Source organism: Dehalococcoidia bacterium, from assembly GCA_028711995.1.
Taxonomy (GTDB): domain Bacteria; phylum Chloroflexota; class Dehalococcoidia; order SZUA-161; family SpSt-899; genus JAQTRE01.
In genome coordinates this window covers 1-17,502 of record JAQTRE010000063.1, presented here as the reverse complement: position 1 = coordinate 17,502, position 17,502 = coordinate 1, and the positions used below count along the sequence as shown (strand labels likewise).

Sequence of the window (17,502 nt, the reverse complement as noted above, 5' to 3'; positions counted from 1 at the left end):
TTCGAGCCGGGGAGGTGATCGGCACCCACAACGGCACCATTTACAACGCCGACTACCTGTTCCGGCGCTGGAAGATGCGGCGCTTCGCCGAGGTGGACAGCGAGATTCTGTTCCGCCTGGCCGCGAATGCCGCGCGGGACGGTGCCATGGATATCGAGCGGTTCAAGGCGCGCCTCCGGCGCTGCCGGGGTCAGATCACCGCCGTCATCGCCTGCCGGACCGATCCGGAAACCATCATCGTGCTCAAGGGGAACCGGCCGTTGGAAATGCGGTGGCATCCCCGCCGGAAGGCCGTCCTCTACGCGTCGGACCCGGCGTACCTCGACGCCGTGCTGGCGGAGGAACAAGGCTGGAGGGAGCTTCCGGTCCCGCCCATGAGCCTGGTGGTGTTCCGGCGCGAGGACCTGGCCGCGTATTCGGTGGAGCCCTTCGAGTTCGTCGCCCAGGAGAGAAAGGGGGCGGAACAGTGACAGACACCCCAATGAACCCAGCAATGAATCCAACAGAACCCTCGAACGCGAACACAACCGGAATGCTGAGACTCTTCGTCTACGGCACCCTGAAGCGCGGTTTCTGGAACCACGACCGCTTTTGCCGGGGCGTCCTGACGGTGGAGGACGCCGTGGTCCACGGCCGCCTCTTCGAGACATCCTCCGGAATCCCGTTTCTGGAGGTTCCAGAGGAGGACGTCATTGCCATCGGGACCACCAATCCACTCGCCGACGTGGCCACACAAGCCCACGTGACGGCCTGCATGTCCAATCCCGAGCCAACCCCCGACCGGCTCCCTAAAAAGGGCACAGGCGCGCCCTGGGGCCCCGTGTACGGGGAGCTTCTGACTTTCGACGACCCCGAGACCCGCCTTCCGGCTATTGACCGGCTGGAGGGGTTTCACCCCGGCGGTCCCTGCCTCTACCGCCGTGTCCTGGTCCCTGTCCAGGTCAACGGAGGTGTCCTCCACGCTTGGCTCTATGTTGTTGATGTGCAAGGAAATCGAGGGTTGACGCCGCTTCCGTCCGGCAAGTGGCGATCCTGAAATCGGGTTCGATCAAGCTGCGGATTTCTCTTGCTTTTCTCTTGCGAACGATATAACATACGCTATTATATTCGGGCAAGGGCCGTGGTCTGCCATCCAGACAAGAGGTGCAGCAAATGGACACAGAGGGTCGAAGTTTTTCGGCGTTGGTAAAAGAGATGCGGCGTCAGCTCGCCTTGAGCCAAGAGGACCTGGCTCGGCAGCTCGGCGTCAGCTACGCAACCGTCAACCGGTGGGAAAACGGACAATCCGTGCCCTCAAAACTCGCCAAGGCCCAACTGAAAGCCTTCTGCGAAAAGATGATCGAACGAGGCAAGTTGACGCTGTCTGCAAACATGATTGATTTCGCAGACCTGGGCCCCGATCAGGATTAGGAGCAGCCATGAACAATTTCGGCGAAAAAGTCAGTTTCATTTGGTCGGTTGCCGACCTCATTCGCGGACCCTACCGACCAAACCAGTACAAGGACGTCATGCTACCCATGACCGTTCTTCGCCGTCTCGACTGCGTCCTGGAGCCCACCAAGGACAAGATTCTCGAACAACAGAAGAAACTCTCGGGCGGTAAGGTCAAAAACGTCGATCCCATTCTCTGCCGCGTCACGGGCGTGCCTTTCTACAATACAAGCCGCTACACCTTCGACAAGCTCAAAGGCGATCCGAACAACATCGCCGCAAATCTGACCAACTACATCAAGGGTTTCTCCTCGCGGGCCCGAGAGATCATCGAGCACTTCGGGTTCGAGGAACATATCGCCAAGCTCGACAAAGCCGACCGGCTTTATCTGGTAGTGTCCAAGTTCTGCGATATCGACTTGCATCCGCATGCCGTCTCGAACATCGAGATGGGTTATGTCTTCGAAGAGCTGATCCGGCGATTTAATGAGGCATCGAACGAAGAGGCCGGCGATCATTTCACCCCCCGTGAAGTCATTCGCCTCATGGTGAATCTTCTCTTTTTGCCTGACGGTGACATCCTAACCACCAAAGGAATCGTGAAGACCTTATATGATCCGGCTTGCGGGACAGGCGGCATGTTGTCCGTGGCTGAGGACTACGTGCGCGAGCTCAATCCCGACGCCCGCCTGGAGGTCTTCGGACAGGACTACAACGCCCAGGCCTACGCCATCTGCGGCTCTGACATGATGATCAAGGGGCAGGATATTGAGCACATTGCCTTCGGCGACAGTTTTACCGACGACCGGTTTCCGCGCCATAAGTTCGATTACATGCTGGCCAATCCGCCTTTCGGCGTGGAGTGGAAGCCGGAAGCCGATTTCATTACGCGCGAGCACGAAGAACAGGGCTTCGGAGGACGTTTCGGCGCAGGACTGCCCCGCATCAATGACGGCTCCCTTCTCTTTATCATGCACATGATCAGTAAGATGAAGGACCCCAAGGAGGGTGGCACTCGCCTTGGAATCGTCTTTAACGGTTCGCCGCTCTTCACCGGCGCGGCGGGATCGGGAGAGAGCGAAATCCGTCGCTGGATCATCGAGAACGATTGGCTGGAGTCCATTGTCGCCCTGCCGGATCAGCTCTTCTATAACACCGGAATCTACACCTACCTCTGGATCGTCACCAACCGGAAGAAGCCGGGGCGTAGGGGCAAGATTCAACTAGTGGACGGAACGATATTTTTTAAGAAGATGCGCAAGTCCCTCGGCAATAAGCGCAACGAGGTCTGCGACGACCAACGCGACGAGATCACCCGGCTCTATGGGAATTTACGAGACGCGGATCATGTCCGCATTTTCGATAATGAGGACTTCGGCTACCGGCGTATCACGGTAGAACGTCCTCTGCGGCTCAACTTCTCGGTGGAAGAAGTCCGCATCGCCAACATCAAGGAGACTACTGCCTTCGCCAACCTCGCCTCTAGCAAAAAGCGAAAGGATACGAAGGCCGCTCAAGCCGAAATTGAAGAAGGACACAAGATTCAGGAAGCCATCCTGTCTGCTCTGCGGACACTGGTCGAGAAGGGCATTTTCAAAAACCGCGCCCGCTTCTCGGAGATCGTTCAGACGTCGCTAAAGAAGGCAGGCATCAAGATTCCCGCCGCGCTCTTCAAGGCCATCCTCATGGCCCTGGCGGAACGGGATGAAACGGCGGATGTTTGCACCGACGCCAAGGGCAATCCCGAGCCCGATCCCGAACTGCGTGACTACGAGAACGTGCCGCTCAAGGAAGACGTGGACGAGTACATGAAGCGCGAGGTTTTGCCCCACATACCCGACGCCTGGGTGGACGAGTCCAAGACCAAGGTCGGTTATGAGGTCAACTTCAACCGCTACTTCTATATTTATCAACCTCCGCGTGACCTTGTTCATATTGAAGCCGATGTGGCCAAGCTTGAGCGCGACATCATCTCCTCCATTCAGTCAGTACTCATGTCAAAGCACAGTCAGCCGATACCGCCGACCCTTGGGCTTCTTGAAGACTCCTCGCCTCGAGCACCTATGCGTTACTCAGAATACCGTCCAAGTGGCTTTGAATGGATTGGGGATATCCCTTCCCATTGGGGAATGCGCAGGTTGAAGTTCATCGCTGGCATTCGCAACAGCAACGTCGACAAGAAGAGCGAAGACAATGAGCACCCGGTGAGGCTCTGTAACTACGTAGATGTCTACTACAACGAATACATCACCGGAGACATTGATTTCATGGCTGCCACCGCAAGCGGCGACGAGATTCGAAGATTTTCGTTGAGGCATGAGGACGTTCTGATCACCAAGGATTCAGAAATGTGGAACGACATCGCTGTCCCCGCATTCGTTGATGAGCAAATAGAGGGTGTGCTATGTGGTTACCATCTGGCGCTCGTTCGTTCAGACATAAAGGTGCTGTACGGTGAATACTTGTTTAGGGCCTTCGCGTCACATGCAATAAGAGATCAGTTTAGAGTGCGAGCTAATGGTATCACGCGGTTTGGGCTTTCAATCGATGCGATCACCAGTGCCTTGTTTCCCCTTCCGCCACTGGAGGAACAACGCATCATTGCTGATTTCCTTCGTCGAGAGACCACCAAAATCAATGCCCTGATTTCGGGCATACGGGAGGATGTGAATGGGCCAGGATTATTCGCACGATTAATCAAACTTCTAGTCGAGTATCGCACTGCCCTCGTTTCTGCAGCGGTGTTGGGCAGGATAGATGTCCGCAAGGAGGTCTCCTGATGCCGGGTCAACACACCGAATACGCCTTTGAAACCGCCATCGAACACCACTTGACCGCGGCAGGCGGCTACGAGAAAGGCGACCGGGAAGCGTTCGACCCGGTCCGGGCCCTGTTTCCTGCCGATTTGATCGCCTTTATCCAGGCAACTCAGCCCAAAGAATGGGAGTACCTTTCGAACCTCCAAAAGGAGAAAGCCGAAGACATTCTGCTGGACGACCTCTGCCGAGCGCTCAATTCCGACCACGAGGGATGTCTCTCCGTCCTGCGACACGGGTTCAAATGCTTTGGAAAGCTGTTTCGCGTGGCCTACTTCGCCCCGGCGAGCAGGATGAACCCGGATACTCAGAAGCTTTATACGGCCAATCGGCTCACGGTGACCCGTCAGCTTCGCTACTCCGCCAAGCATGGCAATACCCTCGATGTGACCCTGGCCTTGAATGGCATCCCTGTCTCCACGCTGGAGCTCAAGAACCCCATGACCGCTCAGACTTGGCGGCATGCGATCACACAGTACAAGAATGACCGCGACCCGGCGGACCCGATCTTCCAGTTCAAGAAGCGCACGCTGGTTCATTTCGCCGTGGACACAGACAAAGTTTACATGGCCACACGGCTTTCCGGTCGCAGCACCTATTTTCTCCCTTTCAACAAGGGCTGCGGAGGCGGCGCAGGCAACCCGGAGAATCCTGGTAGCTATAAAACCGCCTACCTCTGGGAAGAGGTCCTGGAGCGGCACAGCTTTCTCGACATCCTGGCGAGGTTCATTCATCTCCAGATCGAGGAGAAGCAGCTCGGCGGTAAAAAAGTGAAGCGGGAGACGATGATTTTCCCGCGCTACCACCAGCTCGATTGTGTGCGGAAACTCGTGGCGGACGCACGCGGACGAGGCACCGGAACGAATTACCTCGTTCAGCACTCCGCCGGCAGCGGCAAGTCCAACTCCATTGCCTGGCTGGCTCATCGGCTCGCCAGCCTCTACACCGAAAAAGACGAAAAGGTCTTCGACTCGATCATCGTGGTTACCGACCGGGTAGTCCTCGACCAGCAGCTCCAGAACACCATCTATCAGTTCGAGCACAAGCAGGGCGTGGTCCAGAAGATCGACATCAACTCGACCCAGTTGGCAGAGGCCCTCGGGTCTGGTGTGCCGGTGGTGATCACGACGCTCCAGAAGTTCCCTTTTGTCACCGAGAAGATGGGAGATTTGCCCATGCGCCGGTACGCGGTGGTGGTTGATGAGGCGCACAGTTCGCAGGGCGGCGAGACGGCGACCGAACTTAAGGGTGTGCTCGCCGGAGCGGCCATCAAGGAAGAGGCCAGAGCGAAGGCCGAGGAAGAAGGGCTGCCCGACTACGAAGAGGAAATCCTCAAGACCATGGCCAAGCGCGGCCACCAGCCCAATATCAGCTTTTTCGCCTTCACCGCGACACCCAAGTACAGAACGTTGGAGGTCTTTGGCACTCTCGGCGCGGATGGCAAGCCACAACCCTTTCATCTTTACAGCATGCGTCAGGCCATCGACGAGGGTTTCATCCTCGACGTGCTCCAGAATTATACGACCTACAAGACGTATTACCGACTGATCAAGTCCATCGAAGACGATCCCAAGGTGGACAAGCGCAAGGCTGCAAGGGCGCTCGCCCGCTTCATGAGTCTCCACCCGCACAACATCGCCCAGAAAACCGAGGTCATGGTCGAGCATTTCCGCCACTTCACCATGCACAAGATCGGTGGAAAGGCGAAGGCGATGGTGGTCACCTCCAGCCGATTGCACGCGGTGAAGTACAAGCAGGCATTCGATAAGTACATCTCCGAGAAAGGGTACACGGGAATCAAAACGTTGGTTGCCTTCTCCGGCACGGTGATCGATCCGGATGCTCCCGGCGTGGAGTATACGGAAGTCGGTATGAACAAAGGCATCCGGGAAAAGGAACTACCGGAACGTTTCGGGACAGAAGAGTACCAGGTGTTGCTCGTGGCGGAGAAATACCAGACCGGATTCGACCAGCCGCTTCTTCACACTATGTACGTGGACAAAAGGCTCGCAGGAATCCAGGCGGTCCAAACCCTCTCACGGCTTAACCGCACCCATCCGGGCAAGGAAGATACCTTTGTTCTCGACTTCGTCAACGAACCAGAAGAGATACTGAAGGCCTTCCAGCCCTACTACGAGCAAACGATCATCGGCGAAAGGGCGGAGCCGAAGCAGCTTTACGAGCTTCAGGCCAAATTGGACGGACACCAGGTCTACTACAAGGCCGAGGTCGAGGAGTTCTGCAAGGTATTCTACAAACCACGACAGAATCAAACACCCGCCGACCACGCCAGGATGAACGCATGCATTGATCCGGCCGTGAATCGTTACAACGGACTTGAGGAAGAGGTCCGGGAGGAGTTTCGGAAGACGCTGGTCGCTTTCAGAAACCTTTATTCTTTCATGTCGCAGGTGATCCCCTTCCAGGACTCCGATTTGGAAAAGCTGTACTCATACGTCCGGTTTCTGCTTACCAAACTGCCGAGAGATAACCGGGGACCGATCTACAACTTTGATGATGACGTGGCGCTCAAGTTTTACCGTTTGCAAAAGATCGGTGAGGGCTCCATCGTCATGGAGCCAGGAGCCCGATACGAGGTATCGGGGCCGACGTCTGTGGGCACCGGCGTCGCTCGAGGTGATGAGATCGAGCTGTCCAAGCTCATCGACCTTCTCAACGAGCGGTTCGGAACGGAGTTCAAGCCGGGCGACCAATTGTTTTTCGAATCGATACGCGAGGACGCCGTGGCCGACAGCAGCCTCCGTCAAGCCGCGCTCGCTAACACAATGGAGAACTTCGGCTACGTCTTCCGCAAGGCATTGGAGGGCCTTTTTATCGACCGCATGGAGCAGAACGAGGAGATCACGGCAAAATTCATGAACGAGGATCAATTCCGAGAGGCTGTCAGCCAACACCTCCTCAAGGAGGTCTACGAGAAGATCCGGGAGGAGGCTGAAGCCGCCAATGACAAATGAAGAAATAGCACGGTTTTTCAACGATACCCGAGCGTTTATCCAGGGCAACCCTGACCTGCGCGATCCCCAGGTCGAGGGATGGTTTCGCACGCGCCAACATTTCCGGAACAGCTCTGAACACGCCATCCTCCAGATTCCGGTGGGCTGCGGCAAGACCGGCCTCATGGCCCTGTTGCCTTTTGAGACCGCCCAGGGTCGGGTCCTGGTGATCGCGCCGAACCTTGAGATTCGACGAGGCATCTCCACGGCGTTCGACGTCGCTGGGCGCGAGTGCTTTTGGACCTCCACGCGCGTGTTGACCGACGTGAGTCATGGTCCCTTCACGGCCGTCTTGGATGGCCAGGACGCAAACATCCACGACTGCGAGAACTCGCATATCGTGGTTACCAACATCCAGCAATTGGCCAGCCGGGCGGACCGCTGGCTTCCCGCCTTCCCGGATGATTTTTTCGACCTGGTCCTGGTCGACGAGGGGCACCACAACGTGGCCAGAAGTTGGGAACGCGTCTTTGAGCGGTTCCCCAACGCCAAGGTCGTAAGCCTCACTGCCACCCCCTTCAGAGGCGACGGACGCGAGATCTCTGGCGAGCGGGTTTATGCCTATCCATTCCGGACCGCCATGGTGCGTGGGTATATCAAGCAGATCACCGCCGTGAACGTCGCGCCCCAGGAGATCTCCTTCACCTATCGCGGGGATGCCAGGCAGCACACCCTCGAGGAGGTCCTTCAACTCCGGGACGAGGAATGGTTCAGTCGGGGCGTGGCTCTCGCGCCCGAGTGCAACCGGTCAATCGTTGACGCCAGCATCCAGTGGCTTCAGCATCTCCGGGAAACCGGGACCTTTCATCAAATGATCGCCGTTGCCTGTTCGGTGGACCACTCCCGCCAGGTGCGTTCCCTTTACGCGGAGCGTGGCCTGCAAGCGCGTGAAATCCACAGTAACATGCCGGCGGACGAGATTGAGGACGTGCTCCAAGACCTCCGGCGCGGCCGGATCGATTGCATCGTCCAGGTCCGGATGCTCGGCGAGGGGTTTGACCACCCCAACCTGAGCGTGGCCGCGATCTTCCAGCCCTTCCGCTCGCTGTCGCCCTATGTCCAGTTCATCGGCAGGGTCATGCGGGTGATCCACCAGAACAATCCCCAGCACCCGGACAACCGTGGCGTGGCGGTCTCCCATGTGGGACTGAACATCGACCGCCATTGGGATGATTTCAGGAGGATCGATCAGGAAGACCAGAACCTTATTCAAGGTTGGCTTGAAGCGGGTGACGAGCGTCCTCCGGCCGATGAACCCGGCCGACGGCGACGCCTGACGCCGGACATGGTGGTTCAAAACGAGATCATCAGCCACTTCATCGAGCAGGAATACCTCGACCCGATGGATGACGCGGTGATCGACGACCTCGTCGAGGAGTTCCGGAGACGCGGTCTCGATCCCGAGGCCCTTGGGTTGTCCCGCGAAAACCTCCGCCAGCGCCTCATCCAGGCCCGGACCAGAGAGAACATGGAGCCCCGGGAGATACCGGTCACGCCCCAGCGTCGTCGCCAGGAAGCCCGCCGAAGGCTCAATGAACGTTCCCGGGCCCTGGCCAGCAGGATTCTGAACGCTCTCGGCGCGTCCATCAACGGGCGCAACATCGTGATGGCCTACCCCGAACTGCGAAGCGCCAACAACTACGCGGCTGTCATCATGATCGTGAACGGGGCCGTCAACGAGCGGCTCGAATCCGAAGGGGGCACCCGCGGAGAGATTCCGCTGGAGCGGTTGGAAGAGGTCCTGGACCAGATTGACCAGATCGGGGACTCCGTCCAGGCCCAAATCCAGGAGCGCCTTTCAAGGAGATGACCGATGCCCAAGCTGAAACGCCTTCTCATGTCCGCCTGCTTTGAGACCGCCCAACGGCGGAGGCACTGCTCGCGAAACCAGGAGCACGAGATCTGCCAGGGCGACAAGTGTCTGGTCATCAAAGAGAACATGTCGAAGAACAACTATTGCATGGAGTGCGCGGCCCTGATTCTGCAGAAGGCCCAGGAAGAGCTCAACCAGCTCGCGGGGGAGTTGGAATCTCCTTATCAGAAAGGCCATGCATGAAGGAACTGATCTTTATTAGTAGCGTGCAGAAAGAGCTTGCCGATGAGCGCAAGGTTCTCAGGGACTTCATCCTGGGGAATCGCCTTTTTTCGCGCTATTTTGATGTGTTCCTATTTGAAGATCTGCCTGCCAAAGATCGCCGTCCAGACAATCTGTATCTCGACAAGGTCGATGAATGCTCCATATTTCTGGCCTTGTATGCCAAGGAATACGGTTGGGAGGACCCGAAGGATGGCATCTCTCCGACCGAACGAGAGTTCAACCTCGCAACCGACCTGTCAAAGCATCGGTTGATATTTCTGAGAAACGTAGGAAATGGAAAGCTACATCCCAAGATGGAGGCTCTGACCACCAAGGCCAAGAACCAACTGACATATAAGCGATTTTCCAGCTCGGCAGATCTTACTTCACTCGTTTACAACAGCCTTATCGAATACCTTGAGGACCGATGCATCATTCAGAACAAGCCTTTTGATGCTGCCGTGTGTCCTGGTGCCACACTCAGCGATGTGTCGACTGAGAAAATCAGATGGTTCTTGAGGACGGCTCGGCAGGAGCGGAACCTAAACCTGTCGACGACGGCATCGCCGGAGCAAACGCTGACCCACTTGAAGATATTAGAGGATGGCAAGCTCTCGAACGCTGCCGTGCTGCTATTTTCACGCGACCCCCAGAAATGTGCAACTTCAGCGGTCGTCAAGTGCGCCCTTTTTCATGGGTTGGAAGTAGCTAAACCGATTCCGTCTCATCAGGTATTTGAAGGAACTCTTTTCGACCAAGTAGACAGCGCGGTGGATTTCGTAATGGGAAAACTCGACAGAACTGTCGGCACACGTAAATCCGGAGCCCGAGCGCCTGTCAAATACGAGGTGCCGAAAGAGGCTGTCGCGGAAATCATCGTCAACGCCGTGGCTCACCGCGATTACACGTCAAGCGCATCCGTGCAGGTTTTCGTCTTTTCCGACCGGATTGAGGTCTCCAATCCCGGTCGCTTGCCAAAGGGGCTGACTCCAGAACACCTGACGAAACCCCACTCATCAGAGCCCGCAAACCCGCTCATCGCACGGCCGCTTTACCTGGCCCATTATATCGAAAGTCTGGGTACTGGCACTTTGGATGTAATCCGGCTTTTCCATGAAGCAAACCTGCCCGCTCCCGAGTTTGCACAGCGTGGAAATCAGTTTGTCGTGACCCTTTGGCGCGACTGGCTGACCGAAGATGCCCTTAACAAGCTCGACATAACTGACCGCCAGAGGGAAGCTGTTCAGCATGTCAAGAAAGCGGGCAAGATAACGAATTCGGAATATCAGGACCTGGTGGGGGTTGCCCGGAAAACAGCCGCGAGAGACCTCGACGGACTCGTGGAGAAAGGTGTTCTGGATCGGATTGGCGCGAAACGAGGCGCGCACTATGTGCTGGCAGGCCGGAAGTGAGCAAGGGATGTATCTTCTGCGATTGGCTGACCAGCCCTGGCCACTTCCACGATCCCTTTTCGGCGGACGGAAGTATGGGACATTTATGGGACTTATGGGTCACGCGAGGTCACGTGATAAGACGTGAACTCTCTGTTGACACCTTGACCCTCATATTTCCTAACCCGTTGAAAAGTGGCGCTTTATGCGGTCCACGTGGTGTGGCACGCTGGTTGCTTTGGCCCAATGGTGTGAGAACTCGAGCGTATGGAACGGACACATGAACAGAGATCGGACAACCCTTTTATTGATAATGCCACCCCAGCTCGGACTGCTGAGCGGCTTCGCCGCTGGATTGATCAGCCTTGCCAACTATGTCGTGGCACGACTGCCTGCGGTGCACGTCGAGATAATCGACCTCAGTGAGCAATCTCTTGACAGCGTGAGTTGCATTCTTGATAAAACCTTATCTCAGACCCAGCGAGATAGGGTTTTTGTCGGTATCACAGCGACCACAGCGAGCTACCAATCGGCTCTGAAAATCTCCCAAATACTCAAGAATCGGCATCCGAAAACATGTGTCGTCCTCGGCGGGCACCATGCGAGTGCTGATTACAAAACTATCCTCGCTCGACACAACGACATAATTGATCTTATCGTTGTGGGAGAAGGCGAACGACCTCTCTGCGAGTTGATAGAGAAATATCCCGCTATCGATACTGTCTCAAGCTTAGCGTTTTGCCTGAATGGAGAAGTCCACCGTACACAGACTGCGGACCAACTGACACAGGCTGAGTTAGATTCGATTCCCATCACTTACGGAGACAACGGGCTGATAGGTACGCCCGGGAAGTTTGATCACGTTACCTACGTATCCGCCCGAGGCTGCCCTCTCCAATGCGCTTTCTGCGCTGTTGGCAATGACCGCATACGAGCAAAGAGCATTCCGGCCGTTATCCGTGACATTGACGCCTTGCTCGAAATGGGCTTCTCGAGAATTGCCATTGAGGATAATTTTTTCGCGCACTCTCCCAAAAGGACTCGGGACCTTTGCTCGGCTCTTGCCGCTGTTAAGGAGAGACGTAACGGAGCCTTCGCTTGGGATTGCCAGACTCGCGTGGAATCCCTCGTACGGACCGGCACTATTGGCCTCATGGCTAAAGCGGGTTGCGATGCCGTGTACATTGGAGTCGAGTCTTTTAACCCAGACCACCTTGCATACCTCAATAAGACTGCCCAACCAGATAAGTATCTGCGTCAGTTAATGAATCAGGTTATCCCATCGCTTTTAGCGGCTGGAGTTGACTGCTACCTAAACATGCAGTTTGGAATCCCAGGGGAAACAACTGAGCATCAACGCCATACCCTAAGCGTCCTCGAACGCCTCGGTTCTCTGGCTGTCAATCATGACAGACGCATCACGATATTCCCTCAACTACATGTCGTTTACCCTGGGACGGTGCACTCCCTGAGCGGTGTTAGGGAAGGCAGATTCGCGGAAGACGTTTTTGAATCGTTCACGGAATGGGAAAGCCGAGAGCTACCGATATTATTCTGGCTTGGAGAACACTTCGCACACGGTACTGGAGGCATTCCAGAGGGAATAATAAAAAGTGAACTACTCCGTGCGGGCCATTTCGAGATAGATAGCAACGCCGTTTTTAGCATTCTGGACACCTTGAGGACGATAGAAGGAATCCCCGGATTGGGCGTTTTTCATTACGGGAAATACCTCGTGCCGAAACCTGCCCGTGAGCAAGGGTGCTTAGTTTGTTAGACAAGAAATAGGATGAGCATATGAGTATTGACCAGAACATGCTTATTACGCAGTACGACAAGCTATCAAAATGGTACGACTTGATGTATGCGGCAATGGGTACAAAGCCAGGTCCATATTCGCCACAGTTGGCAGCTCATTTATTAACTCTATGTAAAGAAAAGGGCATTCAGAATATCCTGGATTGCGCATGTGGCACAGGGGACCCGATTATCGGCATTGCGAAGGAAGGTAGGAATCTTAGATGCATTGGCACGGATGGGAGTGCGCTAATGCTAAATCGTTGTGTCTGGAACGCCCTAACTTCGGGTCTATCAGTATTGCCTCTGAGTGATAATGAAGCGAAAGCAGAGTGTCCTGGTGTGATCAGTATTGCAAAGGCTTCCTGGTTGGGGCTTGAGGAATTATTCCCCGCATCATCATTCGATTTGTTGATGTGCCGCGGGCACGCCATTTACCATCTATGCACCCGCGAATCGACGGTTAGATTCATTAAATCAATGACATCACTTATAAGATCGGGGGGCTACGTCTTGACCGATACACTTTCTTGGGCGAACGACCTTCGAGGAGAAATGGGAAGAGATGTCATGAAATTTCGAGGTATTGTTCCTCCCGATGCCCCAGGAAATGATACTGGCAAGCAATTGCTAATGATGGATTTCTGCGAGTATTGGGAAGATATGGAAGCTGTCTCAGGGGTCATTCAACGTAAGACTCTCCACGTTTTTAGCTTTGATGATGGCAACCTTAGTATTTTGGATTCTGTCAGTGTAATTGGCGCACCCTACAACCATGCCACCTTAGCAGATATGATGTCTGAATCGGGATTGAGCCATGTCGAGGTAATAAATCTAGAAGGTGTACGATACCCAGCGGTCATTGGAAGAAAGTCATGATTCGGTGGATATTACTTTGTAATCGATATGCTCTCACTATAGGAAGTCGAGATAATGAGAAAGGAGTAGCCCTATGAAGAAGTGGTCAGTCGTTGCATTTGCAATCGTGGCAATTGCGGTTGCGGCGTTTTTCGCCCTGCGCGTCAATAACACCCCTGAAGGGACAAAGGTCATTGCTATTGCAAATCTGATGTCCCATCCCATTCTCGACACTGTACAGGAGAACCTCTTAGCAGAGCTGCGACGAGAGGGGTATGAGGATGGCAAGAATGTTCGGATTATTCTAAGAAACGCGAGCGGGCAGATGCAGGTGGTTCCGAGTATTGCGAATGAATTAGTTGCCCAAAATCCCGACGTCATTATCGCGGTAACGACACCAGTGTCTCAGGCCATAAAGAAAGTCGCCAAATGCCCAGTAGTATTTGGAGCGGTCACTGATCCAATAGGTGCGGGACTCATAACCTCCTTTGACCGCGGTGAGGAAATGATAACAGGCACAAGCGATGCTGTTCCATATGACGAACAGCTTCGTCTAATAAGACGCATCACGCCTAATGCGAAGCGTTTGGGTGTCCTCTTTAATCCAGGAGAAGCCGCATCGCAATACGGAATCAAACAACTAAGAAAGTATGCCCCAGAGATAGGGTTTACTTTGGTTGAAGGCCCTGTGAGTTCTACTGGAGACGTCTACCCTGTGGCTCAAGAACTCTCCAGCAAAGTCGACGCCATCCTAATTTCCACGGACAATACGGTCGCGGCTGGTATTGCTGCTGCGGTGAAGGTCGCTGTTGAGTACAAAATACCGTTGTACGCTTGCGATAGCGGGTCCATCGAAAAAGGAGCGCTCGCGGCCGTCTCCGCGGGATACGCTCAGGTCGGAATTGATACCGGCAAGCTGGCGGTTCGGGTACTCAAGGGTGAGCGAGGAATTCCCGCAATTACCGCGAAGGGCTCCGAGCTCTACTTAAATAAAAAAGCCGCAGAGATGATGGGTGTGATCATCCCCGGTGAGGTTGTACAAGACGCGACCAAGGTATATGACGAGATAAAGGAATAGGCATGTTGGTACCACTGGACATAGGCCTAGTGATGGGCCTCCTGCTGGCCTGGGCTGTTGTGGCCCTTGCCTTGGCTTTTCGGCTATTGGACTTCCCTGACCTTACTGTGGAGGGTTCTCTGCCATTAGGTGCCGCAGTATTCGCAATCCTCATGAAAAGCGGGTTCTCTATGCCCGTCGCAATTGGATTTGCCGTATTGTCTGGTGGTGCGGCTGGCGCTTTGACTGGTTTCATTCACGTTCGATTCAAACTCAACAAGTTTCTTTCAGGGATTATCGTGATAGCAATCGCTTACTCGTTGAGCCTACGGATCATGGGGGCATCGAACATTGGATTGCTTCAAGCATCAAGCCTTTTTGATATTGTTGAACCTCTGAATAACTCTGTAATATCTCGGTTCCACCTCGGAACAATAGTTCTGCTCGTTGCAATGCTCGTTGCCGGGTCACTCCTGATTCTCTTAGGCCTCTCTACCCGTCGCGGAGTCAGGTTGCGGGTTGCAGGTTCGAATCCAGACTATGCCAGGGCGCTGGGTATCAACGTGCCGATGAACGTTGTGACCGGTTTGGCCATCACGAACGCTTTGGCTGCTTTCTCCGGTGTTTTACTATCAATGCATCAGGGATTCGCGGACATCAGTATGGGGCAAGGGGTTCTGATCCTAGCCCTAGCCGCGATGACCATCGGAGAACGACTCTTGCCAGAGAAGCACTTGCCATTCCATGCATTTGTCCTGTGTGCGGCCATACTGGGGAGTATCGCTTATCAGGTTTTGGTCGCTTACGCTGTGCGAGCGGGGCTTGCAGCGACTGACCTCAAACTCGCCACTGCAGTCATGGTGCTCCTGGTTGTCGCGTTCCGAGTATCCCGTAACGGCGACCTTCTCGCGGAGGCACACCAATGAGCGCACCAAGAGGAGCCATTGGGATACATAACCTTACTGTCACGTTTTCCCGATGGGGCCAGATCGTAAAGGCGATTGAAGGGGTCAATCTCACTATACCGGCTGGCCAATGGCTCTTTGTTGTTGGTCATAATGGTTCAGGAAAATCAACCTTGTTACGGGCGTTAAGCGGTCGCTTGATAGCAGATGCTGGTGAGATAAGAGTCGACGGCGACCTCCTGACAAGCCTCTCGGCCTCTCGGCTTTCTGAGCGCGTGTTTCATGTTCACCAGGACCCGCTCCTTGGGACCGCTCCGACCCTGACCCTCTTCGAGAATCTTTTTGTTGCCGATGCCACCGCACAGAATGGTCTTTCATCCCGTGCTGACCTTTATGCCAAATACCATGACCTCCTACAACCACTTGGTTTGGCGGATCGCTTAAAGCAGTTAGCCAGATATCTATCTGGAGGTGAACGTCAACTATTGGCGCTAACAGTGGCCCGCCTCCGGCCTGCTGCTGTGATGCTGTTAGACGAACCTCTTGCGGCATTGGACCCTGGGAAAGCCGAACTCTGCCTTGAGCAGATCAAGGCTCTGAACAAAGAAGGAAAAACGCTTTTACAAGTGACCCACGATCCTGCCCTCGCAATGTCTACTGGTGATCGGACTATTGTCCTTCGGCAAGGTCGCATCTTATATGACGAAAGTGGCGATAAGCGGGACAGACATGCTCTCCGCAATGCATGGTCAAACAACGCTGACGGAGGGATATCTATATGATGAGTGAAATCTCCGCGAAAAAGACCGACGTTTCCAAGATCGTGTGGGGCCGTATAAGAAAGATACGCTCTGAATTGATTAGCTCCTGCTTCGGATTACATGACGAGGAGACCTTCCTCTTTAGTTTTTTTGATCATATCCATCTTCTTCTACAGCCAACCCAAGAGTCTCCACTAGCTTTTTCCGTTTGGAGCAAGGACTGTTGCATTTATTCCACCTTCCGCGACTTGTATTACACTGCCTCCCCTTACGCTTTACATCAGGCTGATCTCAGCCGCCCTTCTCACGGCATTCGTATTTTAGAGAATGAAGACTATTGGATCTGCCTACATAGAGTCAATACAAAAGGGCTTAAAGATATTGAAGAAGCAAGACAAATGGGGAAATGTTTCCCGCAGCCTATGAATATTCAAGAAACATTTCTGCCTATTGCAGATAAAGAATACCTGAAACAGACATTTTTGTTGCTCCGTTCATCAGAAGAAGACTTGGGGAGCCGACTTGATGAGATTCCTCGTTACAAAGAATTGCTTTTAGGTTCGCTTAGAATGTCATCACGACTGGATTACCCGACCAGTCAATTTTGGCCAGAGATACCTGTGCTGAACTACCAAGAACAGATGATGCCCCTTCTCGGCACGTTCAGGGAAGTTCTTGATGAAGTATTTCGCGAAATGAACGTTAGTCTCTTTGAAAATCACCAACCTCGACTGGGGAACATATTTTGTGTCGTACGAACAATCCAATCCAACTCACAAAGAGATGGTAGATTTCCCTACACAGCAGGTCTGTTACTATCTTCCCAACAGCGTGAGATGTTTTCAGAGTGGTGTAAAGGTGGCTGCGATAAGACAAAATGCCGACTTGGATTGACACCCAATGAAAATTGTTTGGACTATTTTGAGGTACCGCTTGGTGAGCAATCGCGATCCGCAGCAGATGTGACTTTCTGTTCTGGGATAATTGATTTTGGACGTGAAGCAGGAGACGGGGTCTGGGATCGAGTTAATCAAGAAGATCAGTTGGAAAGAGGCCGTCAGAGTGTGGAGCGATGTGTTTATCCCAACGAGCAACAGACAGTTTCACCGTCACAAGTTCAAGCTGAGGGACCATCTCTCTATTACATCCCTGTTCACGTAAATGGGATACCTTGGATTGTGCTATTTACATTTACACCCTCCCCTTCGTCCGAGCAGAAAGAACAAATACGCTGGGAACATAATTTTACTTTTTACAGGAAGGCAACTCAAAAAGCCCTTTCGTACCTGAGATGGAGGGCAGAAGAAGCCTATCTTAGCGAGATTGTATCTTCGGCATTTGGCCAGGGTGTAAGCTGGCAGTTACCTCCTTCTGAGATACAACATCGAGTCAATG

14 protein-coding genes and 1 pseudogene are annotated in these 17,502 nt (G+C 54.1%); all 15 read left to right on the top strand.

Annotated elements, in window-relative coordinates:
- A partial coding sequence (locus PHV74_09570; protein ID MDD5094612.1) for a glucosamine 6-phosphate synthetase occupies positions 1-470 on the top strand: 470 nt, incomplete at its 5' end.
- 62 nt (positions 471-532) lie between these two features.
- Complete coding sequence (locus PHV74_09565; GenBank protein ID MDD5094611.1) at positions 533-1,036, top strand: gamma-glutamylcyclotransferase; 504 nt, start codon at positions 533-535, stop codon at positions 1,034-1,036.
- 116 nt (positions 1,037-1,152) lie between these two features.
- Positions 1,153-1,410: a helix-turn-helix transcriptional regulator gene (locus tag PHV74_09560; GenBank protein ID MDD5094610.1), complete on the top strand. Its 258-nt coding sequence runs from the start codon at positions 1,153-1,155 to the stop codon at positions 1,408-1,410.
- 8 nt (positions 1,411-1,418) lie between these two features.
- Positions 1,419-3,404, top strand: a pseudogene (locus tag PHV74_09555) (class I SAM-dependent DNA methyltransferase).
- Positions 3,405-3,494: 90 nt separating this feature from the next.
- Positions 3,495-4,211, top strand: a complete 717-nt coding sequence (locus PHV74_09550) for a restriction endonuclease subunit S (GenBank protein ID MDD5094609.1) — start codon at positions 3,495-3,497, stop codon at positions 4,209-4,211.
- Positions 4,211-7,222, top strand: coding sequence for a type I restriction endonuclease (locus PHV74_09545; protein MDD5094608.1), 3,012 nt, complete (start codon positions 4,211-4,213; stop codon positions 7,220-7,222). The genes PHV74_09550 and PHV74_09545 overlap by 1 nt, the downstream gene beginning before the upstream one ends.
- Complete coding sequence (locus PHV74_09540; GenBank protein MDD5094607.1) at positions 7,212-9,071, top strand: DEAD/DEAH box helicase family protein; 1,860 nt, start codon at positions 7,212-7,214, stop codon at positions 9,069-9,071. The genes PHV74_09545 and PHV74_09540 overlap by 11 nt, the downstream gene beginning before the upstream one ends.
- Before the next feature lie 3 nt (positions 9,072-9,074).
- Positions 9,075-9,317, top strand: coding sequence for a hypothetical protein (locus PHV74_09535; protein ID MDD5094606.1), 243 nt, complete (start codon positions 9,075-9,077; stop codon positions 9,315-9,317).
- On the top strand, positions 9,314-10,750 hold the full coding sequence (locus PHV74_09530; protein MDD5094605.1) for an ATP-binding protein: 1,437 nt from the start codon (positions 9,314-9,316) through the stop codon (positions 10,748-10,750). Before PHV74_09535 ends, PHV74_09530 begins: the two co-directional genes overlap by 4 nt.
- 292 nt (positions 10,751-11,042) lie before the next feature.
- The gene (locus PHV74_09525; protein MDD5094604.1) at positions 11,043-12,506 is read left to right on the top strand and encodes a radical SAM protein; all 1,464 of its coding nucleotides are present in this window, start codon (positions 11,043-11,045) and stop codon (positions 12,504-12,506) included.
- Between the two features lie 20 nt (positions 12,507-12,526).
- On the top strand, positions 12,527-13,405 hold the full coding sequence (locus tag PHV74_09520) for a class I SAM-dependent methyltransferase (GenBank protein ID MDD5094603.1): 879 nt from the start codon (positions 12,527-12,529) through the stop codon (positions 13,403-13,405).
- A 73-nt stretch (positions 13,406-13,478) separates the two neighbouring features.
- Positions 13,479-14,462, top strand: a complete 984-nt coding sequence (locus PHV74_09515) for an ABC transporter substrate-binding protein (protein MDD5094602.1) — start codon at positions 13,479-13,481, stop codon at positions 14,460-14,462.
- A 2-nt stretch (positions 14,463-14,464) separates the two neighbouring features.
- A complete protein-coding gene (locus PHV74_09510) occupies positions 14,465-15,367 on the top strand; it encodes a hypothetical protein (GenBank protein ID MDD5094601.1) in 903 nt (300 codons plus the stop codon).
- The gene (locus PHV74_09505; protein ID MDD5094600.1) at positions 15,364-16,128 is read left to right on the top strand and encodes an ATP-binding cassette domain-containing protein; all 765 of its coding nucleotides are present in this window, start codon (positions 15,364-15,366) and stop codon (positions 16,126-16,128) included. Before PHV74_09510 ends, PHV74_09505 begins: the two co-directional genes overlap by 4 nt.
- The coding region (locus PHV74_09500) for a hypothetical protein (GenBank protein ID MDD5094599.1) at positions 16,125-17,502 on the top strand (1,378 nt) is incomplete at its 3' end. The genes PHV74_09505 and PHV74_09500, both read left to right, overlap by 4 nt.